Annotated in this window: 19 protein-coding genes; 6 read left to right on the top strand and 13 right to left on the bottom strand. The window is 63.6% G+C overall.

Features of this window, described 5'->3' with window-relative positions; translation table 11 throughout:
* Positions 1-40: 40 nt before the first annotated feature.
* From HU719_RS13810 to HU719_RS13800, 3 genes are all read left to right on the top strand, one after another.
* Positions 41-1,006: an L-carnitine dehydrogenase gene (locus HU719_RS13810; protein ID WP_186535652.1), complete on the top strand. Its 966-nt coding sequence runs from the start codon at positions 41-43 to the stop codon at positions 1,004-1,006.
* 11 nt (positions 1,007-1,017) lie between these two features.
* Positions 1,018-1,491: a thioesterase family protein gene (locus tag HU719_RS13805; protein WP_186523324.1), complete on the top strand. Its 474-nt coding sequence runs from the start codon at positions 1,018-1,020 to the stop codon at positions 1,489-1,491.
* A gap of 276 nt (positions 1,492-1,767) precedes the next feature.
* Positions 1,768-2,025 (top strand): hypothetical protein, encoded by a 258-nt coding sequence (locus tag HU719_RS13800; protein ID WP_186523326.1) that lies wholly within the window; start codon positions 1,768-1,770, stop codon positions 2,023-2,025.
* Between the two features lie 139 nt (positions 2,026-2,164).
* On the opposite strand, the gene HU719_RS13795 is transcribed toward HU719_RS13800, so the two are convergent.
* The 7 genes from HU719_RS13795 to HU719_RS13765 all read right to left on the bottom strand — a co-directional run bounded on the left by HU719_RS13795 (position 2,165) and on the right by HU719_RS13765 (position 14,398).
* The gene (locus HU719_RS13795; RefSeq protein WP_186535653.1) at positions 2,165-3,832 is read right to left on the bottom strand and encodes an ABC transporter ATP-binding protein/permease; all 1,668 of its coding nucleotides are present in this window, start codon (positions 3,830-3,832) and stop codon (positions 2,165-2,167) included.
* A complete protein-coding gene (locus HU719_RS13790) occupies positions 3,829-6,615 on the bottom strand; it encodes a M16 family metallopeptidase (protein WP_186535654.1) in 2,787 nt (928 codons plus the stop codon). The genes HU719_RS13795 and HU719_RS13790 overlap by 4 nt, the downstream gene beginning before the upstream one ends.
* 27 nt (positions 6,616-6,642) lie before the next feature.
* Positions 6,643-9,372 carry a TonB-dependent receptor gene (locus HU719_RS13785; protein ID WP_225917229.1) on the bottom strand — a complete coding sequence of 910 codons (2,730 nt, stop codon included), beginning with the start codon at positions 9,370-9,372 and terminating at the stop codon, positions 6,643-6,645.
* 408 nt (positions 9,373-9,780) lie between these two features.
* The gene (locus tag HU719_RS13780; RefSeq protein WP_186535656.1) at positions 9,781-10,740 is read right to left on the bottom strand and encodes a FecR family protein; all 960 of its coding nucleotides are present in this window, start codon (positions 10,738-10,740) and stop codon (positions 9,781-9,783) included.
* 88 nt (positions 10,741-10,828) lie between these two features.
* Positions 10,829-11,344, bottom strand: coding sequence for a sigma-70 family RNA polymerase sigma factor (locus HU719_RS13775; protein WP_189659849.1), 516 nt, complete (start codon positions 11,342-11,344; stop codon positions 10,829-10,831).
* Between the two features lie 180 nt (positions 11,345-11,524).
* On the bottom strand, positions 11,525-12,631 hold the full coding sequence (gbdR, locus tag HU719_RS13770) for a choline metabolism transcriptional regulator GbdR (protein WP_186521266.1): 1,107 nt from the start codon (positions 12,629-12,631) through the stop codon (positions 11,525-11,527).
* 390 nt (positions 12,632-13,021) lie between these two features.
* Positions 13,022-14,398, bottom strand: a complete 1,377-nt coding sequence (locus HU719_RS13765; RefSeq protein WP_186535657.1) for an L-serine ammonia-lyase — start codon at positions 14,396-14,398, stop codon at positions 13,022-13,024.
* A gap of 445 nt (positions 14,399-14,843) precedes the next feature.
* On the opposite strand from HU719_RS13765, the gene HU719_RS13760 reads away from it, so the two are divergent.
* The 3 genes from HU719_RS13760 to choV all read left to right on the top strand — a co-directional run bounded on the left by HU719_RS13760 (position 14,844) and on the right by choV (position 17,893).
* Positions 14,844-15,791: a choline ABC transporter substrate-binding protein gene (locus tag HU719_RS13760; protein ID WP_186535658.1), complete on the top strand. Its 948-nt coding sequence runs from the start codon at positions 14,844-14,846 to the stop codon at positions 15,789-15,791.
* Positions 15,792-15,872: 81 nt separating this feature from the next.
* The gene (gene choW, locus HU719_RS13755; protein ID WP_189659850.1) at positions 15,873-16,718 is read left to right on the top strand and encodes a choline ABC transporter permease subunit; all 846 of its coding nucleotides are present in this window, start codon (positions 15,873-15,875) and stop codon (positions 16,716-16,718) included.
* On the top strand, positions 16,715-17,893 hold the full coding sequence (gene choV, locus HU719_RS13750; RefSeq protein WP_186521270.1) for a choline ABC transporter ATP-binding protein: 1,179 nt from the start codon (positions 16,715-16,717) through the stop codon (positions 17,891-17,893). The genes choW and choV overlap by 4 nt, the downstream gene beginning before the upstream one ends.
* 121 nt (positions 17,894-18,014) lie before the next feature.
* Here the strand turns inward: choV and hisF are convergent, their stop codons facing one another.
* The 6 genes from hisF to HU719_RS13720 form a co-directional block, all read right to left on the bottom strand.
* Positions 18,015-18,785 (bottom strand): imidazole glycerol phosphate synthase subunit HisF, encoded by a 771-nt coding sequence (gene hisF / locus HU719_RS13745; protein ID WP_186535659.1) that lies wholly within the window; start codon positions 18,783-18,785, stop codon positions 18,015-18,017.
* Between the two features lie 9 nt (positions 18,786-18,794).
* Positions 18,795-19,532, bottom strand: coding sequence for a 1-(5-phosphoribosyl)-5-[(5-phosphoribosylamino)methylideneamino]imidazole-4-carboxamide isomerase (gene hisA, locus HU719_RS13740; RefSeq protein ID WP_060494680.1), 738 nt, complete (start codon positions 19,530-19,532; stop codon positions 18,795-18,797).
* A gap of 27 nt (positions 19,533-19,559) precedes the next feature.
* A complete protein-coding gene (locus HU719_RS13735) occupies positions 19,560-19,820 on the bottom strand; it encodes a DUF2164 domain-containing protein (RefSeq protein ID WP_186521272.1) in 261 nt (86 codons plus the stop codon).
* Positions 19,821-20,459 carry an imidazole glycerol phosphate synthase subunit HisH gene (gene hisH, locus HU719_RS13730; RefSeq protein ID WP_186521273.1) on the bottom strand — a complete coding sequence of 213 codons (639 nt, stop codon included), beginning with the start codon at positions 20,457-20,459 and terminating at the stop codon, positions 19,821-19,823.
* Positions 20,460-21,053, bottom strand: coding sequence for an imidazoleglycerol-phosphate dehydratase HisB (gene hisB, locus HU719_RS13725; RefSeq protein ID WP_186521274.1), 594 nt, complete (start codon positions 21,051-21,053; stop codon positions 20,460-20,462). It lies immediately after the preceding gene.
* 245 nt (positions 21,054-21,298) lie between these two features.
* Positions 21,299-22,948 (bottom strand): OFA family MFS transporter, encoded by a 1,650-nt coding sequence (locus HU719_RS13720; protein ID WP_186521275.1) that lies wholly within the window; start codon positions 22,946-22,948, stop codon positions 21,299-21,301.
* Between the last annotated feature and the right edge of the window lie 329 nt (positions 22,949-23,277).

Below are 23,277 nucleotides of genomic sequence, written 5' to 3'. Positions count from 1 at the left end.
CCTTTTGCCCATCACCTTCAGCCCCAAGCGAGAACCCGACATGCCTTTGATCAGCACCATTCGAACCTTCGCCGCCCTCGGTAGCGGCGTTATTGGCAGCGGCTGGGTGGCCCGCGCCCTGGCCCACGGCCTTGACGTGATCGCCTGGGACCCGGCGCCCGGCGCCGAAGCCGCGCTGCGCCAGCGCGTCGCCAATGCCTGGCCGGCCCTTGAGAAGCAAGGCCTGACGCCAGGTGCCAGCCAGGGCCGGCTGCGCTTCGTCGATACCGTTGAGGCCTGCGTAGGCGATGCCGACTTTATCCAGGAAAGCGCGCCCGAGCGCCTTGACCTCAAGCTCGACCTGCACGCCAGGATCAGCGCCGCCGCCAAGCCCGACGCGATCATCGCCTCCAGCACGTCAGGCCTGCTGCCCAGCGAGTTCTATGCCTCGGCCAGCCACCCTGAACGCTGCGTGGTTGGCCACCCGTTCAACCCGGTGTACCTGCTGCCGCTGGTGGAAGTCGTCGGCGGCCAGCACACCAGCGCCGAGGCCATCGAAACAGCCAAAACCATCTACACCGCGCTCGGTATGCGGCCGCTGCATGTGCGCAAGGAAGTCCCGGGGTTCATCGCCGACCGCCTGCTCGAAGCGCTGTGGCGCGAGGCCTTGCACCTGGTCAACGATGGCGTGGCCAGCACCGGCGAAATCGACGATGCAATCCGCTTCGGCGCCGGGCTGCGCTGGTCGTTCATGGGCACCTTCCTCACCTACACCCTGGCCGGAGGCGATGCCGGCATGCGCCACTTCATGGCTCAGTTCGGCCCGGCCCTGCAGCTCCCCTGGACCTACCTGCCAGCCCCTGCCCTTACCGAGCAACTGATCGACGCCGTGGTCGATGGCACCTCGCAGCAACTGGGCGAGCGCAGCATCGCCGCACTTGAGCGCTACCGCGACGACACCCTGCTGGCGGTATTGCAGGCAGTGAGCGAGAGCAAGGCCCGGCACGGCATGAGCTTCGGCGAATAAAGGAGGCGGCGATGCCAGCACTGATCACCTACCGCACGCAGGTCCAACAGGATTGGGTCGACTACAACGGCCACCTGCGCGACGCCTATTACCTGCTGATTTTCAGCTATGCCACCGATGCGCTGATGGAGCGCATCGGCCTGGACGCCGACGCCCGCGGGCAAAGCGGGCATTCGCTGTTTACCTTGGAGGCGCATATCAACTATTTGCATGAGGTGAAGCTTGATACCGACGTGTGGGTGCAGACGCAGATCATCGGCTTCGACAAGAAGCGCCTGCACCTCTACCACAGCCTGCACCGCGAGGGGTTTGACCAGGCGCTGGCCGCCAGCGAGCAGATGTTGCTGCATGTGGACCTGGCGGGGCCAAAATCTGCGCCGTTCGGCAGCCGAAGCGTCGAGTTGCTAGAGGATCTGCAACGTGGGCAGCAGGATCTGCCGGCGGGTGAATACGTCGGCAGAACCCTCCGGTTAGCGGCTGCCTGAGCGCAAAAGCGGACAAAAAATAACCCCGGATGCCGTGAGCATCCGGGGCCAAGAGCGAGCAACATCCACTGTGCGAGAAGGGAGGGTGACCAAACCCTCGGTGCCGTGAATGACTCCAGTGTGCTGGCTCGTGGTCGAGCTGATTTAGCCGTAAACGACCTGTTCTTAGCCAAAGCAGCCATCCCCACAATCAGCCCTTGCCGGCGTGTCGCTGGCGACACAGAATCGGTCGCAAACAACAGCAGCACTCTCTTAGCGACAGAAGGGACAACAGCCATGATGCATGCGGATCTGATTGACCAGGACGACCTGCTGGGCCACCTGCGCGCCCGGGGTTTCGACATCCCCGCCGGGGCCAGCGCCGAGCAAGCCTGTGAAGTGGTCGTACGCGGGCTCACCGAACCCAACGCCCGTGCGCTCAAGGGCATGGTCGAGCAGATGTACACCGGCAGCGCGACCATTTTGCCGGCGGTGCGCCAGGCCATCGAACAGCAACTGCTGCCAGCGTTGGCAGCGTTCAAGAACCGCGCCTGAAAAACTCCGACTGTAGGAGCGGCCTTGTGTCGCGAAAGGGCTGCGTAGCAGCCCCAGGGTCGCTGCCCCATGTTGGATCGCCGGGGCTGCTACGCAGCCCTTTCGCGACACAAGGTCGCTCCTACACGGGGCGGTTTGGCTATGCTGGCTGGGGCAACTGGCCAAGCTCCAGCGTGCGCTCGAACAGCGGCGCCAAACCCTCTTGGTGCGTGACCCCCACCACCGTACAACCGGGTAGCGCGCGCCTGAGCATCTGCAGCAATGCCTTGGCGCTGGCCAGGTCCAGCTGGCTGGTGGCTTCGTCCAGGTACAGCGTGTCGGGCCGGTACAACAAGGCCCGCGCCAGCCCCAGGCGCTGCTGCTCGCCGCCCGACAGCACCCGCTCCCACTCCTGCTCGTCATCCAGCCGCCGGCTCAACGCCGCCAGCCCGACCTTGCCCAAGGCATCCAGTAAGCTGGGCTCATCGAAACCCTCCAACTGCGGGTAAGCCAGCAAACCACGCAGGGTCATGCGCGGCAGATACGGCTTTTGCGGCAGCAACAAGCTGCGCCCGGCAGGCAACTGCCAGTCGCCCCGGCAATACGGCCACAAGCCCTGCAAGGTGCGCAGCAAGGTCGATTTGCCCAGCCCGCTGCGCCCGGCAAGGCGCAACCACTGGCCGGCTTGCGCCTGCAGGTGCACATCACCGAGCATCACACTGCCGTCTGGGCGGCACAGGGTCAGGCCCTGCGCACACAGGCATTCACCCTGTGGCGCCGGCGCAACGCCTCGGCGGCTGGCGGCGATGGCCTGCTCGAACTGGTCGAGCCGCTCCAGCGCCGCACTCCAGCGCACCAGTTTGTTGTACAGCTTGATGAACCAGCTTAACGAATCATGCACCGCGTTGAACGCGCTGCGGATCTGCATCAGCCCGCCCAGGGTGATGGCCTTGGCCATGAACGCCGGCAAGGCCGCGAACACCGGGATGATCAGGCTAAGGCGCTGATAGGCCACGGTGAACAAACTCAAATCACGTTCGCGCCCCATCAGTTGCCGCCAGTTATGGGCAATGGCAGCAAACCGCTGGGCCAGTTGCTCGCGCTCCACCTGCTCACCCCGGTACAGGGCAATCTGCTCGGCATGGTCGCGCTTGCGCAGAAGGCTTGCGCGAAAATCCGCTTCGCGATGCTCGCGCTCGTAGTTCAGGCGGTGCAGCGGTTTGCCGATCAGGTGGGTCAGCACACTGCCCAGCAACGTATAGATGAGCACGATCCACACCAGATAGCCGTGCACGGTAAAACGCTCGCCAAACAGGCTGAAGGTCTGCACGCCCGAGAGGTTCCACAGAATCACCACGAAGGCGCCCACCTGGGCCAGGTTGATCACCAGCGACGCCACCAGCTCGATCGACAGGTCCACCATCACGTCGACATCCTGGGCGATGCGCTGGTCGGGGTTATCCGGCTCGCCGTTGAGCCCCAGGCGATAGAACGCCTGGTCACTCAGCCAGGCATCGGTCAGCCGCCCGGTCATGGCCTGGCGCCAGCGCAGCACCAGGCCTTTGCGGATGTAATCGAGGAACACGATGATCAGCACGTACGCCCCCAGGTAGATCGCGTACTGGCCGACCAGCCCGTACAAGGCGCTGGTGTCGAACGCCGTCAGGGTGTCGTAGAACGTCTTGCTCCAACTGTTGATCAGCACGTTGATTTGCACCACCAGCAGGCCAAGGCCGATCACCGCAGCCAGCATCGCCCAGGCCGGCCATTGGCCACGGTCGCGCCAGAATGGCCGGCTCAGCCGGTAGAACCTGCGCAAGGTGTTCAACGCGCCTGCTCCAGCGCGCCAGCCGTGGGCAACAGGCGCAGTTGCACCTGGTTTTCAAGGGGGAACAAATGCATGGCCTGCTGTTGCAGTTCAGGCACGGTCAACGCCTCGGGCAGTTGCGCCTGGGTTTTCAGATAGCGCGGGTCCTGCCAGCGGCGGTCGCTGAGGGCCAGGCGCTTGAACTGGGTCTGTGCGTCGTCACGGCGTTTGCTTTCCTGGCGCAGCAGCTCGCGGCGTTCGCCAGTGACCCAGGCCTGAGCGACGTCAAGGCCGGCCAAGGTGCGCTGGGCCATGGCCCAGAGCTCATCGACCCGGGCCGGGTCGCAGGTGAAGGTCAGGCTGCTCTCGATACGCTGGGTATCGGGGTTCAGCTCGCTGTCAAAGCGCAGGCGATACACGCCCGACGCTTCACCGCGCAGTTGGGCTTTCAGGCGCTGGTTGGCCAGGTCGCGCAGCACCGCTACACGCACCGCCGCCTGCGGGCTCCAGGGCTGCGGGTGGTAGCTGCTGGCTTGCAGCACCGCGCGCGGCTCCAGGGCGATGGCAAGGTCGGCACGGCGCTGGCCTGGCTGCTGCAACACAGGCTGGCTGGCCACAGGCTCGGCGCGCCGAGGGATGGTCGCCAGCAGGCTGCGTACCATGGTTTCAAGCTGCTCAGCGGGCGCATCGGCCATCAGGTAGTAGGTGACCGGCGAGCCAGCCAGTTGCTGCCAGTCGGCGTTCAACTGCTCGACAGTCAATGCCTCGACCGCCTCGGCGGTTGGCGTCTGCCAATGGTCGGCGCCGTATTTCAGCTGGCGCAGGGCGGCCTCCTGACGGCTACGCACGTCGTCCGGGCGGCTGCGCAGGCGCTGTAAAAGCTCAGCACGGGATTCGCCGAACAGCACCGGGTCGATGCTCGCCGTCTGGCTGATGCGATAGCTTTGCAGCAAGGCCTGCAACTGCTCGGGCGGTGCGCCCAGGCTCAGTTGCAAGCGTTGCGGCTGGTGATCGAGGCTCAGGTTGGCGCGCTTGGCCTGGCGCCAGTTGGCCAAGGCCTGTGGGGCCATGCCCACCGCGCCGCTGCGCACGGCCAGTTGCGCGGCCATCTGCACCCGCCACACCGGTGCGCCGTCCAGGCGGTAGCCTGCGGACGACTCAGCCTGCAGCTGCACCTGGCCCTCGGCGCCGGGGCGCTTGAGCCACACCAGGCGGTCGCCGTTGCTCAGCCGCCACTGCTCGACCTGCTGATCGGGGTAGGTCGCGCGCTCGACGACAGTGGCCGAAGCGGGCGCGGCGGGTAACGCCAGCGCGGCAGCCGGCGCCGCAGGCGGGGCCTTGCGCACTGGCTCGGGCAGCGGGCTGGCGGCCAGCGCGGCCTGCTGCGCCTGGACCGCAGCGACGCTTGGCAGGGTGACTGCCGAGGTGCCCGGTGCACTGATTTGCAGTACCCGGTCCGGGCTGTTCAGCCACAACGCCAGGCGCTCGTTCAGATCGCGCAGCGACACAGTGCGCAGCACTTTCTGGTAACGCCTGCCAACTGCGGCACGCTCGCTCACGGGGCGGCCCTGCACAGCGGCGTTGTTGAGTTGCTCGACCCACTGTTCAAACGTGCGCGGGGTCTGGTTGTTGACCGTTTTAGTAGCCAGGCGGGCGATGGCGGTACGCTCGCGCTTGTGGTCGGCTTTGCTGAAACCGTGCTGGCGCAGCCGCTCGATTTCGGTCAACAGGCCTTGCAGCGCCTGTTCGTGGGCCTGGCCATCAACGCCAGCGGCAATGCCGAGCACCGTGGAATGCTCGCCGATCAGCGTTTTCTGCGCCGTCAGGCTGCGTACCCCGGCGCTGTGCGGCTGGCGGCGCAGGGTGTCGACCAGTGCGCTGAGCGTCATGCGGTCGATGAGCTTTTCGCGCAGCGCCGTGTAGGTGGTACCGCGGCTGTCCGGCTCGTGCAGGCGGAACAACAACGCCACTTGGTTGCTGCCCGACTGCGGGTCTTGCAGACGGAAGATTTTCAGTTTGTCGTCCAGCCGCAGTTCGCGCTGCGCGCGGCTTGGCACCGTGCCGGCCTGGGCCTTGCCGAACGCCTGCTCGATTTGCGCCTTGAGTTGCTGCGGGTCGAAGTCCCCCACCGCCGACAGCACCATGTTGTCAGGCAGGTACCAGCGCGACTGAAACGCTTTCAGGCGCTCAAGGCTGGCCGAGCGAATGGCCGCCTCGTTGCCGATGGTGCGGTGGCCGGGGTAGGCCGAGCCGACCCGCTGCGAGGCGGTACGCTGCTCATTCATGCGCTGGGCGACACCCAGGCCGCCGCGCCATTCTTCGATGACAATGGGCCGCTCGCGCTCAAGGTCGGCGGCCGTGTAGTCGCCGGCGAACACCAGGTCGGCCAGCGCTTGCAAGGCCTGCGGCGCCTGGCGCACACCGGCGGGCGGGCCGATCAGGTACTGGGTCCGCTCGTAGCTGGTCATGGCATTGAAATGGCGCCCCTGCACCCAACCCAGCTCGGCCATGCGCTGGCGCAGGTTGTGCTCGCCCCCGGCGCGGCTGTGAAAGGCCAGGTGCTCGACCATGTGCGCCACGCCGACCTGGTCGTCGGCTTCGTCCACGGAACCGGCCTTGACCGTCAGGCGCAAGTCCAGGCGGCCCGGCTGCGAGGTTTCGCGCACCAGGTGGTAGGCCAGGCCGTTGGGCAACTGGCCGTGGACTACCTGGCTGTCCCAGGGCAGCGGCGCATCGGGGTTGGGGATCGACGCGCAGGCGCCGAGCAGCAGCGGGCCGAGCAGGCCGGCCAAGAGCTTTTTCATCAGGGCATCCAATTTTTTATGGGCAAGTCAGAAGCGGTAGCCGACTTCAAGCCAGTACTGGCGGCCGACTTCGTAGCTGACCACGCTGGTGGAGGAACGGCTGGCGATCTGGTTGACCTGGTCGGTCACGTTGGTTACATCGACATTGACGAAGAACGCCTGCTCTTTGCCGGTGGGGATATCCCAGGCAAAGCGCATGTCCCAGGTGGGCGCGCCGGCGACGGCCACGGTTTCGTAGCGGCTGTAGCTCTTGCCGTCGACTTCGACATCCGGTGTAACGCGCACCACTTGGTCGTAGGGGCCGCGATAACGGAAGAAGTTGCTCACCGAAAGGTTCCAGCGTGGAATATCGGTGATGGTCACAAGGCGCGCCGTCCAGGGCCGGTTGAAGTCGCTGGGCGGCAGCTCTTCGTAGGGCACCAGCTTGCCGTCGTAGACCACGTCATCGTTGTCCATTTCTTCGCGGTCGACACCGGACTCGTAGGTCTCGCCGTGGGCGCCCTTGCTCTTGGACCAGTCCAGCGCCAACTGCACGCTGGTGCTGGTGCCCTGAAAGCGTAGCGGTTGCAGTGGCATCACGGTCAGCGTGACGTTCTCCGTCTCGCTGGTGCCGGCGTTGAGGTAGACATAGTGATCCTTGCTGTAGCCCGCCGGGATCTGCGACTGGTCAAGGCTGTAGTACGGCCGGGTACGGTAGATCTGGTCATGCCCCTTGCGGTTGACGTATTTGAGCTGGAACTCGGCGCCAAGCATCCGCTGGTTGAAGCCGAGCATCAGTTCGTCGTCATAGGGGATGTCCATGGTGGTGAACTTGCTCATGTTCAGGTTGCTGCTGGCCAGTTTCCAGTCGTCGGTCTGGTTGACCCGGGTATAGCGCGAGTTGAATGCCTGGCGACCGTCTGCCAGGCGGTACTTGAAGAGGTTGCGGCCGTAATAACGGTTGGCCCCAAACACCAGCACCGAGCTGCGGTCGCCAAAAAAGTCATAGTCACCGGCAAAACGCGGCGCCAGGGACTTCTGCTCCATGTAGTCATCACCTTCGTAGCGCAGGCCAGGGCGCAGGGTGAGGTTGCCGTAGCCGATCTCGTCCTCGACGAACAGGGCGTACTTCTTCTGCTGCATGTCGAGCTTGCCGGCGCTGTACACCATCATCGCCGAGCCGAATTGGCGGTTCTGCAAATTGAGCAGGGTGCCGATGGAGCAGTACGGGTCATTGCCGCAGACGGTGCCGTTGTCGCGCTTGAACGTGGTGACCGCCAGCGCGTCGTCTTCACGCTCCCAAGTGGCGCGCTGGTAGCCCAGCTCCAGGCCTGTGGTCACGGTGTGCAGCGAGGAACCGAAATTGAAGGTCTGCCACTGCGCCTTGAGCTTGTAGTCGATGCTGCGCTGGGTCTGCGCCAGGCTGCCGAACGAGCCTTCGCTGCTGCGCGCGGTGGCGCGGTCAGGATGACCCCAGTTCTTTACATCCGACCAGTACCAGTTGATCAGCGTGTCGGTGTCAGCTTCACGCGAGGCATACAGGTCGCTCACGGCCAGTTGCTGAGTCCAACGGGCGCTGTCACCTTCATAGATAGCCTTGATAGAACTTTGCCAACCGCCATTGATGTTGGTGTACTCCGAATCGCGGTAGTCCTCGCGAAAGTACACGTTTTCCTGCGGTGCATAGACAACCGAGGTGTCCAGCGTCAGGCGGTCGTTGACGGTCCAGTAGGTCTTGAGCAGGAAGTTGTCCAGCGCACGGGTCTGCTCCTGCTCGTTGTCATTGTTCGGGCTGTTGTAACCGTTGGCGTAAGTCCGCAGCGGCAGGTAGGAGCGCTTTTGCGAGAAGTTGAACAGCGCGCCGAAGTCCTCGGTGAAGTGCCCTTCAAGGGTGCCACGCAGGGTGGTTTTCTTGAAGTCTGGCTGGTTCTTCTCGTTGGAGGAGTTCTTGAAGCTTTCCTTGTCTTCGCCGCTGATGTGATACCGCGTCCACTCCGAACGGCTCATGGCGTAGGAGATCTTGCCGTGCAGGTCCTGGGTCGGGCGACGCGTGACGGCATCGACCACACCGCCGTTGAAGCCGCCGTACTCGACCGGCACGTTGCTGTCGTAAACCTTGATTTCTTCGAGCAGGTCGGCGTCCAGGGCAATGCCGTGGGAGCGGCTCGGCGCCGAGTCGAACTGCCGGGTTTCGCCATAACCGTGCGCGCCGGGGTCGAGGTCATTGTTGATCGAGATGCCATCGATCATGAAGTTGTTCTGGTAGAACTTGGCGCCGTTGATGCTGATATCGGCCGGGTCGATTTCACCGGGGGTGTTGGAGCTTTTCTGATCGGTACTGAACTGCACGTTGGGGTGCATCTGCAGCATGGTGGTGATGTCACCGTTGGCACCGGGGAAAGCCTGAATGGCTTTGCGGTCAATGACGGTGGCGCCCATGAAGCTGTTTTCCTGGGTGTCGCCCAGGATCAGTGTGTTGTGCAGTTCTACGGCGCCGGTCTCGGCTTGCAGCAGGCGAAACGTCAGCGCGCCGTATTCGTAGTCCCAGGTAATGCCGGTGCCGAGCAGCAGTTGTGCCAGCGCCGCTTCGCTGCTGAGCTGGCCGCTGATGGCCGTGGAGTTGAGGCCGTCGAGCAGGTCGGGGTCGACACTGACCTGCAGGCCGCTCTGCTGGCCGAAATTGATCAGTGCGATGGCCAGCTTCTGCGCCGGAATATCGAACGAGTGCGCCTGGCCCAGCACTGCGCGCGCTGCCAGGCCCTCGGCATGGGCGTACATCGCCGCGCCTGCGCAGCAGAGGCCGAGCAATGCTGCACAGCTCACCTGTTTGAGGTGCTGCGGCCAAGCCCGCAGAGTCAGCGGTTTCCGGCTTGTTGTATCAGTCATCCCACATCCCCGCCCCGGACAGTCGCCGGGCAGCAAAATTGAATACGAATCGCTATCAGTTATTGCGCGCGGAGGAGAAGACGGGGCAGTGCGAGGGTTTTTCAGAAAATTGTGAAAAAAAGTTCAATGCGCGGGTTTACCGCAAGACTCGCGGTCTGGCGTAGGAGCGGCCTTGTGTCGCGAAAGGGGTGCGCAGCGCCCCCAGGGATGGGAGTTTCAAGCTGATAGAGCTGGGGCCGCTTTGCAGCCCTTTCGCGACGCAAGGCCGCTCCTACAGGCCGAGCGACTGCCGCAGGTCGTTCAAGGTTTGCTCAAGACCATCAGCCAAGGCCCGTAGCTGCGCACTTCGCCACCGTGCGGGCGGATGACCGCGCGCAGCGCAGCCTCGGGCTTGCGCAGGTCATACACGCCGGTCACCCGCTTGGCGCCCAGCGTGTCATCGCGCAGCAGCACCTCGGCAGGCAGGTAGTTGGCAAGCTCCTGCACCAACTCGGCAATGGGCTGGTCATCGGCGATCAACTGGCCCTGGCGCCAGGGCGCAGCCTGCGATGGCGAAAACCCGCTGACCTGCGCCTGCCCATCGCGATAACGCAGACGCTGGCCGGCGGTCAGGGCAGCGGCCAGCACCTGCGCCGAGTCCTCGACGCGCACCGACCCATGCTGCACATCCACCCCTACCCGGCCTGGGCGCAGCACCACGTTGAAGGCCGTGCCAGTCACGGTCACCCGCACGCCATCGGCGCGAACATGGAAAGGCTTGGTTTTATCCGTCACCACTTCAAAAAACGCCTGCCCGGCCAACAGCCGCACATCGCGCTGGCTGGCGCTGTAATCCACGGCGATGGCGGTATCGCTGTCCATCTGCACCACGCTGCCATCGGCCAGGGTGACTTCGCGGGTCTCGCCTTGGGCGGTGCGGTAATCGGCTTCCAGGCGCAGGCTCAGCGACGGGGCCAGCGCCAGCATCAGGCACGCCGCCGCCGCAGCGCCCAGCCACCAGCGGCGCGGGGTTTTGCGCCGCACCGGCAACTGCACCACCTCGGCCGGGGTTGGCCAGCGCTCGGCCGTGGCCGGAGCCAACTGCCCGCTCAGACGCCACAGGCGCTCGGCTTTGCGGTACGCCTCGGCATGAGCCGGCTCACTGGCCAGCCACTGCTCGAACTGCTCGCGCAGGGCCTGGTCGTGGGGTGCCTGCTGCAAGCGCAGCAGCCAGTCCAGCGCCTGCTCGCGGCAGTTGGCGGTGAGGTCTGCTGACGTCATGGCCGGCAAGTCTCCTGGGGGCTCGGGGGCGCGAAGGGTCGCACAGAGTCGGCCCGTTGAGCAAAAGACGCAGCAGCCACGGCTTTTTTCACAAATCATCCTCCAACCGCTCCATGCAGTGGCGCAAGGCGTCACGTACCAGCTGGTGAACGAGGCTTACCGAGATATCCAGGTGTGTCGCGACATGTTGCAGGGTGTAGCCGCCCAGGCGATGCATCTCGAAGGCGGTACGAGTGCGCAGCGGCAGTTCTTCAAGGGCCCGGCTGATGGCGCTGAGTTCGTTCTGCTGGCTCACCGTATGTTCGGGCGAGGCGGTGCTGGCCGGCAGCTCGGCGAGAATTTCCTCGCTGCCAGGCTGCGTTTTTTCGGTGGCGGTGCGGCGTGTGTGGTCGAGGGCCAGGTTGCGCACGATGCGGTAGAGGTAGCTGGCGGGGTGGCGGATGTCGGCCTCTAGCGCCTGGCCGCTGAAACGCAGCCAGGCTTCCTGAACCACATCCTCGGCGCGGGCGCGGCAGCCAACGATCGGCGCGGCGTAGTCGACCAGTGCCGGGCGGTGGGCCAGGTAGAGCTGCAGTTTATCGTCCGCCACAGTGTGGTATGCCAAGGATGTTTCAAGGCCGGCGATGTTACCTGCTGTCGAGAATCATTATCAATAGTGAAGTGTAAACACATCGCCCCGCGATGGCGTCGGCCCAGGCAATGGGGTTGTCCAAGCTAACGCCATCGCGGGGCAAGCCCGCTCCCACAAGCAGCAAGCCTGCTCCTCGCAACCCAATAGCCTGGCCTACAGCCTCACACTGGCAAAGGTCGACTCGTTGCGCGCCTGGCTGAGCGCGGCCATCGGCCCGCTGTGGGGCGACAGGGTCATGGCCTGCGGGATCGGCATCATCGCCACCTGCTGGGTGGTGTTGGAGCCCACACGCTCATCGCGCGGCGGAATACCAAAGTACTCGCGGTAGCACTTGGAGAAATGCGGCGTGGACACAAAGCCACACACCGAAGCCACCTCGATGATCGACATCGGCGTCTGCTTGAGCAACTGGCGGGCGCGGATCAGCCGCAGCTTCAGGTAGTAGCGCGATGGCGAACAATGCAGGTACTTCTGGAACAGTCGCTCAAGCTGGCGACGCGACACCGCCACGTACACCGCCAGTTCGTCGAGGTCGATCGGCTCTTCGAGGTTGGCCTCCATCAGCGCGACGATTTCCTGCAACTTCGGCTGGTTGGTGCCAAGCATGTGCTTGAGCGGCACGCGCTGGTGGTCCTGCTCGTTGCGGATACGCTCGTAGACAAACATCTCGGAGATCGCCGCCGACAGCTCACGGCCGTGATCACGGCTGATCAGGTGCAGCATCATGTCCAGCGGCGCCGTACCGCCGGAGCTGGTGAAGCGGTTGCGGTCCAGGGTGAACAGCCGGGTGCTCATGTTGACCCGTGGGTAGGCCTCCTGCATGGCGGCCAGGCATTCCCAGTGCACGCTGCAATCGAAGCCGTCGAGCAGGCCGGCACAGGCCAGCGCCCAGCTGCCGGTACACACCGCACCCAGGCGGCGCGACTGGCGGGCCTGGGCCTGCAGCCAGGTGACGTGTTCGCGGGTGACGGTACGCTGGATGCCCACCCCGCCGCAGACGATCACGGTGTCGATGGGCGGGGCGCTGTGCATGGCGGCGTCGGGGGTGATTTGCAGGCCGTCACTGGCCCACACCTGGCCGCCGTCGACGGTGAGGGTATGCCAGCGGTACAGCTCGCGGCCGGAAAGCTGGTTGGCCATGCGCAGCGGTTCTACCGCCGAGGCCAGGGAAATAAGGGTGAAATTGTCCAGCAGGAGAAACCCGATGGATTGTGGAGCTGTGCGGTTCTGGGTTGGGGTCCCGGAGGTGTACGACGTCATCGTGGTTTCTCCTCACACTAATGCTGGGCGTGCCTCAGGCGGGCACCGTTTTATTGTTAGCGCCCCGGTTCTGATGCCGGGGCTTTGTCAATCACAACGCAAACGCCGTGCCTGAAATTGAACGGCTATCCGAAAAAACCCAAAAACGACCTCATGTGAGTGCCGTGTGGGGGCTTCTTCATGCGTTGTGAGTTTTCGCAAAGCGCCGGTCTAGCGCGTTTGCGTGTCAATGCTGAGCAGTTCGGTAGCACAAGTGGGAAGGTTGCCCAGAAGCGACAGACATTAGTGTCACCGACAATGCCGTGGTTGGTAACGACAACCGACAGCCGGTTGCGCCAGCCGCTGCGCCATAACACGGCACAACGGCCAGCGACGGGCCAAAACGGCGCATCAGCATTCGATGACGCTGACCGCCAGGCCGCCGCGCGAGGTTTCCTTGTACTTGTCGTGCATGTCGGCGCCGGTGTCACGCATGGTGCGGATCACCTGGTCGAGGGAAATGAAGTGTTCGCCATCACCACGCAGGGCCATCTGCACAGCGTTGATTGCCTTCACGGCAGCAATCGCGTTGCGCTCGATGCATGGCACCTGGACCAACCCGCCGACCGGGTCGCAGGTAAGCCCAAGGTTATGCTCCAGGGCAATTTCGGCGGCGTTTTCAAGCTGTTCCGGGGTAGCGCCGAGCACTTCGGCAAGGCCCGCAGCGGCCATGGCGCACGCCGAACCCACCTCGCCCTGGCAGCCGACTTCGGCACCGGAAATGGACGCGTTCTTCTTGCACAGGATGCCCACGGCGGCTGCGGCCAGCAAAAAGTCGACGACGTTGCTGTCGTCCACCACATCGGAAAAACGCATGTAGTAGTGCAGCACCGCCGGGATTATGCCCGCCGCGCCATTGGTAGGTGCGGTGACCATGCGCCCGCCGGCGGCGTTTTCTTCGTTGACCGCCAAGGCGAACAAGTTGACCCATTCCATGGCGCTCAAGGTCGAGCCGATCACATTGGGCTTGCCCAGCTCTTGCAGGCTGCGGTGCAGCTTGGCGGCACGGCGGCGCACATTGAGCCCGCCGGGCAGAATGCCTTCGTACTTGAGGCCGTTGTTCACGCACTCCTGCATGGCGTGCCAGAGCTTCACCAGGCCTGCGCGGATTTCGGCTTCGCTGCGCCAGACCTTCTCGTTGGCCATCATCAATTGCGACACGCTGAGGTCGTTTTGCTTGCACAGCTGCAGCAGCTCGGCGGCGCTGTTGAAATCGTACGGCAGCACGGTCTGGTCGGCGTCCAGCACACCGCTGGCGGCCTGGGCTGCGTCCACCACAAAGCCACCGCCCACCGAGTAATAGGTGTCGCTGTGCAGCTCACCGCCCTCGCCTTCGGCCACCAGGGTCATGGCGTTGGGATGGTAGGGCAGGTTCTCTTCGAGCAGCAGCATGTCGCGGCGCCAGTCGAAGGCGATGGGCAGGCGGTTGTCGAGCTGCAGCACACCAGTTTCGCGCAGGTCGGCAATGCGTGGGGTGATCTGCGTGGGGTCGATGGCGTCTGGCCATTCGCCCATCAGCCCCATGATCGTGGCGTTGTCGGTGCCGTGGCCAACACCGGTCGCCGACAGCGAGCCATACAGCCTGACTTCGATGCGCCGCACCTGCTCCAGCTGGCCGCGTTCACGCAGCCCTTGGACGAACAGCGCGGCGGCGCGCATGGGGCCGACGGTGTGTGAGCTGGAAGGCCCGACACCGATCTTGAACAGGTCGAACACGCTGATGGCCATTGTTGCAGCACCTCTTGATGGGCTTGTCTGGGCACGCCATGCGACACCTTGCGCAACTGCTAGGCTGAATCGTCGAGCGGCCTTAGGAATGCTCGCATCATCGGGCTTTTGCCCTACCCCTCGCCGTCTGCAACCGACGTACTTTTGTCCGGCAGCGCCGCTGCTGATCCGCTGTCGTTTGCGCCGCTTTCCCATGGCTGGGCGACGCAAAAACGGGGGCGCGGGGGTGGAATCACCCAGTTGCGACATCGCCCGTACTGGATGCGACCCGTCCTGTACTGGATACGACTCCACCAGTAGGCGATTGCCGAACGCTGGAGGATTATCAAAACCGACTCGTATTGCACGGCCTCGCAACCTGCCCTCTGCAGGCCTGGCTAATCGACACCTTGACCGGCGTCGATAGCCCCCGCGAACCCGAAGATAAAATCACAGGAGTCCACCTATGAAATGTTCACCCTCGCTGTTGCTGGTCGCGATGTTGTCCACCCCTCTGCTGGCCCAGGCTGCAGAGCCTGAGCAGTGCCAGACGGTACGCTTCTCCGATGTCGGCTGGACTGACATCACGGTCACCACCGCCACCACCAGCGTTGTGCTCGAAGCGCTGGGCTACAAGACCCACACCACGATGATCTCGGTGCCGGTGACCTACAAGTCGCTGGCCAACGGCAAGGACCTCGACGTGTTCCTCGGCAACTGGATGCCGACCATGGAGAACGACATCAAGCAGTACCGCGACGCAGGTACTGTCGACACCGTGCGCGCCAACCTGGAGAACGCCAAGTACACCCTGGCGGTGCCCCAGGCGCTGTACGACAAAGGTCTGAAGGACTTCTCCGACATCCCCAAATTCAAGCAGGAGCTGGGCGCCAAGATTTACGGCATCGAACCTGGCAACGACGGCAACCGCACCATCCAGAGCATGATCGACAAGAACGCCTTCGGCCTCAAAGACGCCGGTTTCAAGATCGTGCAGTCCAGCGAAGCGGGCATGCTTTCGCAGGTCGACCGCTCGCAGAAGCGCGGTGAAGCGGTGGTGTTCCTGGGCTGGGAACCGCACCCGATGAACACCCGTTTCAAGATGCAGTACCTCACCGGCGGGGACGAGTTCTTCGGCCCCGACTTTGGCAAGGCCACCGTGCTGACCAACACCCGCAAGGGCTATGTGCAGGAATGCAGCAACGTCGGCCAACTGCTGAAGAACCTGGTGTTCGAACTCAAGGATGAAAGCACCATGATGGGCTATGTCCTGGACGACAAGATGAAGCCCGACGCGGCCGCGAAGAAGTGGCTCAAGGACAACCCCGGCAAGCTCGATACCTGGCTCGCTGGCGTGACGACCGTGGATGGCAAGCCTGGCCTGGAGGCGGCCAAGGCAAAGCTTGCGCAATAACACTACGCAGTAGCGCTATCTCGGGGCGGGACCGTGCCGCCCCGGACTGATTTCAATCTTTGCAGGTGGAAGCTCGCTATCATGCTGATCGAACAAAAAATACCGCTGGGGCAGTACATGGCCTCATTCGTCGAATGGTTGACCCAGAATGGCGCCAATTACTTCGACGCTATCGCTCAGGGCCTGGAGTTCATGATCCATGGCGTCACCAGCGCCCTGACCTGGTTCAACCCACTCGTGCTCATCGCGCTGTTTGCCGCCCTGGCGCACCTGATCCAGCGTAAATGGTCGCTGACCGCCTTCGTTGCGTTTTCGTTTCTGCTGATCCTCAACCTGGGTTACTGGCAGGAAACCATGGAAACCCTGGCGCAGGTTTCCTTCGCCACCGTGGTCTGCGTGGCCTTTGGCGTGCCGCTGGGCATCCTCGCCGCGCACAAACCGATGTTCTACACAGGCCTGCGCCCGGTCCTCGACCTGATGCAGACCGTTCCTACATTCGTCTACCTCATCCCTACGCTGACCCTGTTCGGTCTCGGCGTGGTGCCGGGGCTGATCTCGACGGTGGTGTTCGCCATCGCCGCGCCGATCCGCCTTACCTACCTGGGCATCTGCGACGTGCCGCAAGAGCTGATGGACGCCGGCAAGGCGTTTGGTTGCTCGCGCCGCCAACTGCTGACCCGCATCGAACTGCCCCACGCCATGCCGAGCATCGCTGCCGGCGTGACGCAATGCATCATGCTGTCGCTGTCGATGGTGGTGATCGCCGCCCTGGTGGGCGCCGATGGCCTGGGCAAACCTGTGGTCAACGCACTGAACACCGCTGATATCTCGCTTGGCTTCGAAGCTGGCCTGGCCATCGTTCTGCTGGCAATCATGCTCGACCGTATCTGCAAGCAACCGGAGCTGCCGGCAAGGGGTGAGGCATGAGCATCATTCGTTTCGAAGACGTCGACGTCATTTTCTCCAACAAACCGCGCGAGGCGCTGCAACTGCTGGACGAGGGCAAGACCCGCGAGCAGATACTCAAGCAGACCGGCCTGGTGGTGGGGGTCGAAAAGGCCAACCTGGACATCAACAAGGGCGAGATCTGCGTGCTCATGGGGTTGTCCGGCTCGGGCAAGTCGAGCCTGCTGCGCTGCATCAACGGCTTGAACACGGTCAGCCGCGGCAAGCTGTTCGTCGAGCATGAAAACAAGCACATCGACATCGCCCACTGCACCCCGGCGGAGCTGAAGATGATGCGCACCAAGCGCATCGCCATGGTGTTCCAGAAGTTCGCCCTGATGCCTTGGCTTACGGTGCGCGAGAACATCAGCTTTGGCCTGGAAATGCAGGGCCGCCCCGAGAAGGAGCGGCGCAAGCTGGTGGACGAGAAGCTTGAGCTGGTGGGCCTGACCCAGTGGCGCAATAAAAAGCCCGACGAACTGTCGGGCGGCATGCAGCAGCGCGTGGGCCTGGCCCGTGCCTTGGCGATGGACGCCGATATTCTGCTGATGGACGAGCCGTTCTCGGCGCTCGACCCGTTGATCCGCCAGGGCTTGCAGGACGAGCTGCTGGAGCTGCAACACAAGCTGAACAAGACCATCGTGTTCGTCAGCCACGACCTGGACGAGGCGCTCAAGCTGGGCACGCGCATCGCCATCATGAAGGACGGGCGGATCATCCAGTACAGCAAGCCTGAAGAGATCGTGCTTAATCCGGCCGATGAATATGTGCGCACCTTCGTGGCCCACACCAACCCGCTCAACGTACTGTGCGGGCGCAGCCTGATGCGCACACTGGACCAGTGCAAGCGGGTCAACGGTTCGGTGTGCCTGGACCCAGGCGGCGACTCGTGGCTCGACCTTGGCGAGGGCAACTCGATCACCCGCGCCCGCCAGGGGCAGAACGGCCTGGACATGCAGAACTGGGCGCCTGGCCAGTCGGTGGAAGGGCTTGGCCGCAGGCCGACGCTGGTCCACGCCGACATCGGCATGCGCGAAGCACTGCAGATCCGTTACCACACCGGCAACAAGCTGGTGCTGCAGGAAAACGACAAGGTGGTGGGGATTCTGGGGGATACCGAGCTGTACCACGCGCTGCTCGGCAAGAATCACGGCTAGACAATTGGGGCCGCTATGCGGCCCATCGCGACACGAGGCCGCTCCTACACAGGAAACGCGTATCCAGGTGTAGGAGCGGCCTTGTGTCGCGAATGGAGGGCAAAGCCCTCCCAGCAATCTATCAGCGCACGACAATCCCGCGCGATGCCATATAAGCCTTGGCCTCTGGCACCGTGTACTCGCCGAAGTGGAAGATGCTCGCCGCCAACACCGCGCTGGCATGCCCTTGCAGAATGCCATCGGCCAAATGCTGCAGGTTGCCAACGCCGCCCGAAGCAATCACCGGAATGCCCAGCGCATCGCTGATGGCACGGGTTACGCCCAGGTCGAAGCCATTTTTCATGCCGTCCTGGTCCATGCTGGTCAGCAAGATCTCACCGGCACCCAGGCCTTCCATCTTCTTTGCCCACTCCACCGCATCCAGCCCGGTAGGCTTGCGCCCGCCATGGGTGAAAATTTCCCAGCGCGGCGTTTCACCGGGGCCGGAAACCTTCTTGGCGTCGATGGCAACCACAATGCACTGCGAGCCAAAACGGTCGGCCGCCTCGCCGACGAACTCCGGGGTGAACACCGCGGCGGTGTTGATCGACACCTTGTCGGCGCCAGCATTGAGCAGGTTGCGGATGTCCTGCACGGTGCGCACGCCACCGCCGACGGTCAGCGGGATGAACACTTGGCTGGCCATGCGCTCGACGGTATGCAGCGTAGTGTCCCGGCCATCGACGCTGGCGGTGATGTCGAGGAAGGTGATCTCGTCGGCGCCCTGCTCGTTGTAGCGACGGGCGATTTCCACCGGGTCACCGGCATCGCGGATGTTCTCGAACTTGACGCCCTTGACCACCCGGCCGTTATCCACGTCCAGGCAAGGGATGATGCGCTTGGCCAGTGCCATGGTCGTTCCTCAGCCTTGGTAGTTGTCGCAGAAGGCCTGGGCCTCGGCGACGTCGAGGGTGCCTTCGTAGATGGCACGGCCAGTGATGGCGCCGACGATGCCTGGCGCCTTGGCGTCCAGCAGGGCCTTGATGTCACCCAGGTTGTGAATGCCGCCCGAGGCGATCACCGGGATGCGCGTGGCTTCGGCCAGGGCCTTGGTGAAGGGCACGTTGCAGCCCTGCATCATGCCGTCCTTGGCGATGTCGGTGTAGACGATCGCCGAAACGCCATCAGCCTCGAAACGCTTGGCCAGGTCGATAACCTGAACGCTGCTGACTTCAGCCCAGCCGTCGGTGGCAACGAAACCGTCCTTGGCATCCAGGCCGACGATGACCTTGCCTGGGAACGCCTTGCAGGCCTCGGCAACGAACTCAGGCTGCTTGACCGCCTTGGTGCCGATGATCACGTAGCTGACGCCGGCCTTGACGTAGTGCTCGATGGTTTCCAGCGAACGGATGCCGCCGCCGATCTGGATCGGCAGGGTCGGGTAGCGCTTGGCGATGGCGGTGACCACCTCGCCGTTGACCGGCTGGCCTTCGAAGGCGCCGTTCAGGTCGACCAGGTGCAGGCGGCGGCAGCCACCTTCGACCCACTTGGCGGCCATGCTCACCGGGTCATCGGAAAATACCGTGGAGTCTTCCATGCGGCCCTGGCGCAGACGCACGCAGGCGCCGTCCTTCAGATCGATAGCGGGAATAATCAGCATGTTGGCAACCTGTCCAATTCGTTGAGTTCAGGGCTTTTCGAGCGACCACAAGTCGCTTTCGATACTCTCGAAGCGTTCCTTGAGGTGCAGCTGAACATCGGCAATCGCCCTGTTGTAGTAATGGGGTGCAATTTCCTTGCTGAACAGGTCGAGCACCTCGGCCACCTCGAACGACCCCAGCTGCAGCTCGAAACGGTCTTCGAGAAAGCGCTTGAGCACATCGAGCGCTTCGCGCTCCTGCTCGGGGGCCAGGGTGATGACGGGGGCCTTGGTTTTCGACCGGCTCATTTACCAGCGCCCGTCCCAGGCGACGAAGTTCTGCAGCAGCTGCAGGCCATGGGTATGGCTTTTCTCCGGGTGGAACTGCACGGCAAAGCGCGAGCCGTCGGCCAGCGCTGCGGCAAAGTCGTTGCCGTAGTGGCCACGACCGACCACCTGGCCAGGCTTGCCGGCATTGATGTAGTAGCTGTGCACGAAATAGAAACGCGCGCGGTCGGGGATGTCGTGCCACAGCGGGTGGTCGATGCTCTGGCTGACTTCGTTCCAGCCCATGTGCGGCACCTTCAGGTGCTCGCCGTCTTCTTGCAGGCCTTTGCCGAAGAAGCGCACCTGGCCTGGGAACAGGCCAATGCAATCGACGCCGTTGTTTTCTTCGCTGTGCTCGAGCAGCGCCTGCATGCCGACGCAGATGCCGAGGAAGGGGCGGTCCTGGCTGACCTCACGCACCAGGCTGTCAAAGCCCAGGCGGCGGATCTCGGCCATGCAGTCGCGGATCGCGCCAACGCCTGGGAACACCACGCGGTCGGCCTCGCGAATGACAGCGGCATCGCTGGTCACCAGCACCTTGCCGGCGCCAACGTGCTCAAGCGCCTTGGCCACCGAGTGCAGGTTGCCCATGCCATAGTCGATTACCGCTACGGTCTGCATTTACAGGCACCCTTTGGTCGACGGCATTTGCCCGGCCATGCGCGCATCCTGCTCGACAGCCATGCGCAGGGCGCGGCCGAAGGCTTTGAACACGGTTTCGATCTGGTGGTGGGTGTTGTGCCCGCGCAGGTTGTCGATGTGCAGGGTCACCAGGGCGTGGTTGACGAAGCCCTGGAAGAATTCCTGGAACAGGTCGACGTCGAAGCCGCCGACGCTGGCACGGGTGTACGGCACATGCATCTGCAGGCCTGGGCGGCCAGAGAAGTCGATGACCACGCGCGACAGGGCTTCATCCAGCGGCACATAGGCGTGGCCGTAGCGGAAGATGCCTTTTTTGTCGCCGATGGCCTGGGCGAATGCCTGGCCCAGGGTGATGCCGACGTCTTCGACCGTATGGTGATCGTCGATATGCAGGTCGCCCTTGCACTCGATATCCAGGTCGATCAGGCCGTGGCGGGCGATCTGGTCCAGCATGTGTTCAAGGAAAGGCACGCCGATATCGAATCGGGCCTTGCCGCTGCCATCGAGGTTGATCGAGCACTTGACCTGGGTTTCCAGGGTATTGCGCTCGACGGAAGCCTTACGTTCGACCATCACCAGCTCCGCTAAATCATTGGGCGAAAAGGGCTGCATTATAGGCCCAGAACGCGCCCGCTTGAAACGCGGATGACATATGGCAACGTGAGTAATTACGGGGGCTGGAGGGGTCTACAGGTCTATACAAGTGGGGGCGGCATCGAGGGAGCGGGCCTGGCGGCCGTATCGATGCGGCTTAACGCGGCCAGCGTGGGAGCGGCCTTGTGCCGCGATGGGGGCGCACAGCGCCCCCAAGGCTTGCATCAATGGAACAACACCGCCGTCTTCTGCAGGGTAATCCAAACGCCCCAGGCCAGCGGAATCACCACCACAGCCCAGGCCAACACCACCAACGGCAGGCTGCCAGGCGCTGCTTTCCACTCCAGCGAACGCGCACCGTCAGCGCCCTTGTCGTGGCTCAGGGCGCGCTCGGCAGCAAGCTCGGCGTCGGTCATGAAGTGCTTGTCGGCCACCGGGCGCACCAGCATGTTGCAGATAAAGCCCAGCGCCAGCAGGCCTGCCAGGATATACAGCGTCATGTCGTAAGCCGCAGCCCGCTCCACACCCGCTTTGAGCTGCGCTTCACGCAGGTAGGTGATCAACAGCGGGCCAAACACACCCGCAGCGGCCCAGGCAGTGAGCAAGCGGCCGTGAATGGCGCCGACCATCTGCGTGCCGAACAGGTCGGCCAGGTACGCCGGCACAGTGGCAAAGCCACCGCCGTACATCGACAGGATGATGCAGAACGCCGCCACGAACAGCGCCACGTTGCCGATATGGCCCATGTTCGGCACCAGGCTATAAAGGCCCACGCCCAGCGCAAAGAAGGCAAAGTAGGTGTTCTTGCGGCCGATGTAGTCCGAGAACGACGCCCAGAAGAAGCGCCCGCCAATGTTGAACAGGCTCAGCAGACCGGTGAAGCCTGCAGCAATGGCGGCAATCTGCGCCAGTTGCGCGGTGTTCAACTGGCTGAAGGTCAGCTCGTTGCCCAACAGCTTGCCGGCGAACACTTCCTGCAACAGCGGCGAAGCCATGCCCAGAATGCCGATACCGGCCGATACGTTCAGGCACAGCACCAGCCACACCAGGGCGAACTGCGGGGTCTTCCAGGCAACACTGACGTGCACGTGGCGGTCAGTGACCATGGCGCTGCTCTTCTTCGCCGGCGGGGTCCAGCCTTCAGGCTTCCAGCCGGTCGGCGGCACGCGGTAAGTCAAGGCACCGGCGGTCATGAACACGAAATAGATCGCCGCCATGGCGATGAAGCTCTGCCACACACCCACTTCAGTGGCGCTGCCGAAATGGCCCATCAATGCAGTGGCCAGAGGAGCGCCCACCATGGCACCTCCACCGAAGCCCATAATTGCCATGCCGGTCGCCATGCCGCGCTTGTCCGGGAACCACTTGATCAGGGTCGAAACCGGCGAGATATAGCCCAGGCCCAGGCCGATACCACCGATCACACCCGAACCCAGCCACATCAGCCACAGCTGATGGGTCTTGACGCCAATCGCCGAGATCAGCAGGCCGCCGCACCAGCACAGCGCCGATACCAGGCCGGCCTTGCGTGGGCCTGCATGTTCCAGCCAGCCACCCAGCACCGCAGCCGAGCAGCCCAAGAAGACGAAGAACAGGGCGTAGGTCCAGGTAAGCATGGAAATCGGCCAATCGCACTCGGCGCTGAACAGACGGGCGATGTAGCTCATATCTACGGCGCATTCCACAGGCGCGGTGACGCCCAGGGCTTGCGACAGCGGCAGCCAGAACACCGAAAAACCGTAGGCCATGCCGATGCACAGGTGAATGGCCAGGGCTGCCGGTGGCACCAGCCAACGGTTGAAGCCCGGGCGGGCGATGATGCGCTCCTTCGTCAGGAAGCCGGGCTTGGCTCCTGGCGTGATACTGCTGTTCATGGGTTGTTCCTTATTAGTGGCGGGCTTTTGCTTGCAGACTGGCTGCCCGGCTCTGAATGGCTGCACGCAAGGCAGCCCGGCCGCTGTGGCGATCATCCGCGACAATGGGTCGCGGGCCGCAAGCGGGCGCAAGAGTACCAGCACCCTATGCAATGGAAGCAATCTGATATCGTTATTTTTTCGCAAGCTGAATCGGTAATTCCCTGAATACGGCCGCCAAAGCCGACAGAAGGAACCCCTGCCTCACATACTGTCGAACTCTCGGACACGCAGAGCCAACCATCACGGCGCTATACTCGCCGCAGAATTCATTTATCGGACTACAAGGA

The organism is Pseudomonas farsensis (assembly GCF_014268805.2).
Lineage (GTDB): Bacteria > Pseudomonadota > Gammaproteobacteria > Pseudomonadales > Pseudomonadaceae > Aquipseudomonas > Aquipseudomonas farsensis.
This window is presented reverse-complemented; position numbering and strand designations above follow the sequence as displayed.

Bases quoted from the DNA above. Each gene is read 5' to 3' on its own strand.
- hisB (WP_186521274.1), bottom strand. From the start codon at position 21,053: ATGGTCGAACGTAAGGCTTCCGTCGAGCGCAATACCCTGGAAACCCAG.
- choW (WP_189659850.1), top strand. From the start codon at position 15,873: ATGCTGATCGAACAAAAAATACCGCTGGGGCAGTACATGGCCTCATTC.
- HU719_RS13780 (WP_186535656.1), bottom strand. From the start codon at position 10,740: ATGACGTCAGCAGACCTCACCGCCAACTGCCGCGAGCAGGCGCTGGAC.
- HU719_RS13805 (WP_186523324.1), top strand. From the start codon at position 1,018: ATGCCAGCACTGATCACCTACCGCACGCAGGTCCAACAGGATTGGGTC.
- HU719_RS13790 (WP_186535654.1), bottom strand. From the start codon at position 6,615: ATGAAAAAGCTCTTGGCCGGCCTGCTCGGCCCGCTGCTGCTCGGCGCC.
- HU719_RS13735 (WP_186521272.1), bottom strand. From the start codon at position 19,820: ATGAGCCGGTCGAAAACCAAGGCCCCCGTCATCACCCTGGCCCCCGAG.
- hisA (WP_060494680.1), bottom strand. From the start codon at position 19,532: ATGCTGATTATTCCCGCTATCGATCTGAAGGACGGCGCCTGCGTGCGT.
- choV (WP_186521270.1), top strand. From the start codon at position 16,715: ATGAGCATCATTCGTTTCGAAGACGTCGACGTCATTTTCTCCAACAAA.
- HU719_RS13810 (WP_186535652.1), top strand. From the start codon at position 41: ATGCCTTTGATCAGCACCATTCGAACCTTCGCCGCCCTCGGTAGCGGC.
- HU719_RS13800 (WP_186523326.1), top strand. From the start codon at position 1,768: ATGATGCATGCGGATCTGATTGACCAGGACGACCTGCTGGGCCACCTG.
- HU719_RS13720 (WP_186521275.1), bottom strand. From the start codon at position 22,948: ATGAACAGCAGTATCACGCCAGGAGCCAAGCCCGGCTTCCTGACGAAG.
- hisF (WP_186535659.1), bottom strand. From the start codon at position 18,785: ATGGCACTGGCCAAGCGCATCATCCCTTGCCTGGACGTGGATAACGGC.
- HU719_RS13785 (WP_225917229.1), bottom strand. From the start codon at position 9,372: ATGTACGCCCATGCCGAGGGCCTGGCAGCGCGCGCAGTGCTGGGCCAG.
- hisH (WP_186521273.1), bottom strand. From the start codon at position 20,459: ATGCAGACCGTAGCGGTAATCGACTATGGCATGGGCAACCTGCACTCG.
- HU719_RS13765 (WP_186535657.1), bottom strand. From the start codon at position 14,398: ATGGCCATCAGCGTGTTCGACCTGTTCAAGATCGGTGTCGGGCCTTCC.
- gbdR (WP_186521266.1), bottom strand. From the start codon at position 12,631: ATGACGTCGTACACCTCCGGGACCCCAACCCAGAACCGCACAGCTCCA.
- HU719_RS13760 (WP_186535658.1), top strand. From the start codon at position 14,844: ATGAAATGTTCACCCTCGCTGTTGCTGGTCGCGATGTTGTCCACCCCT.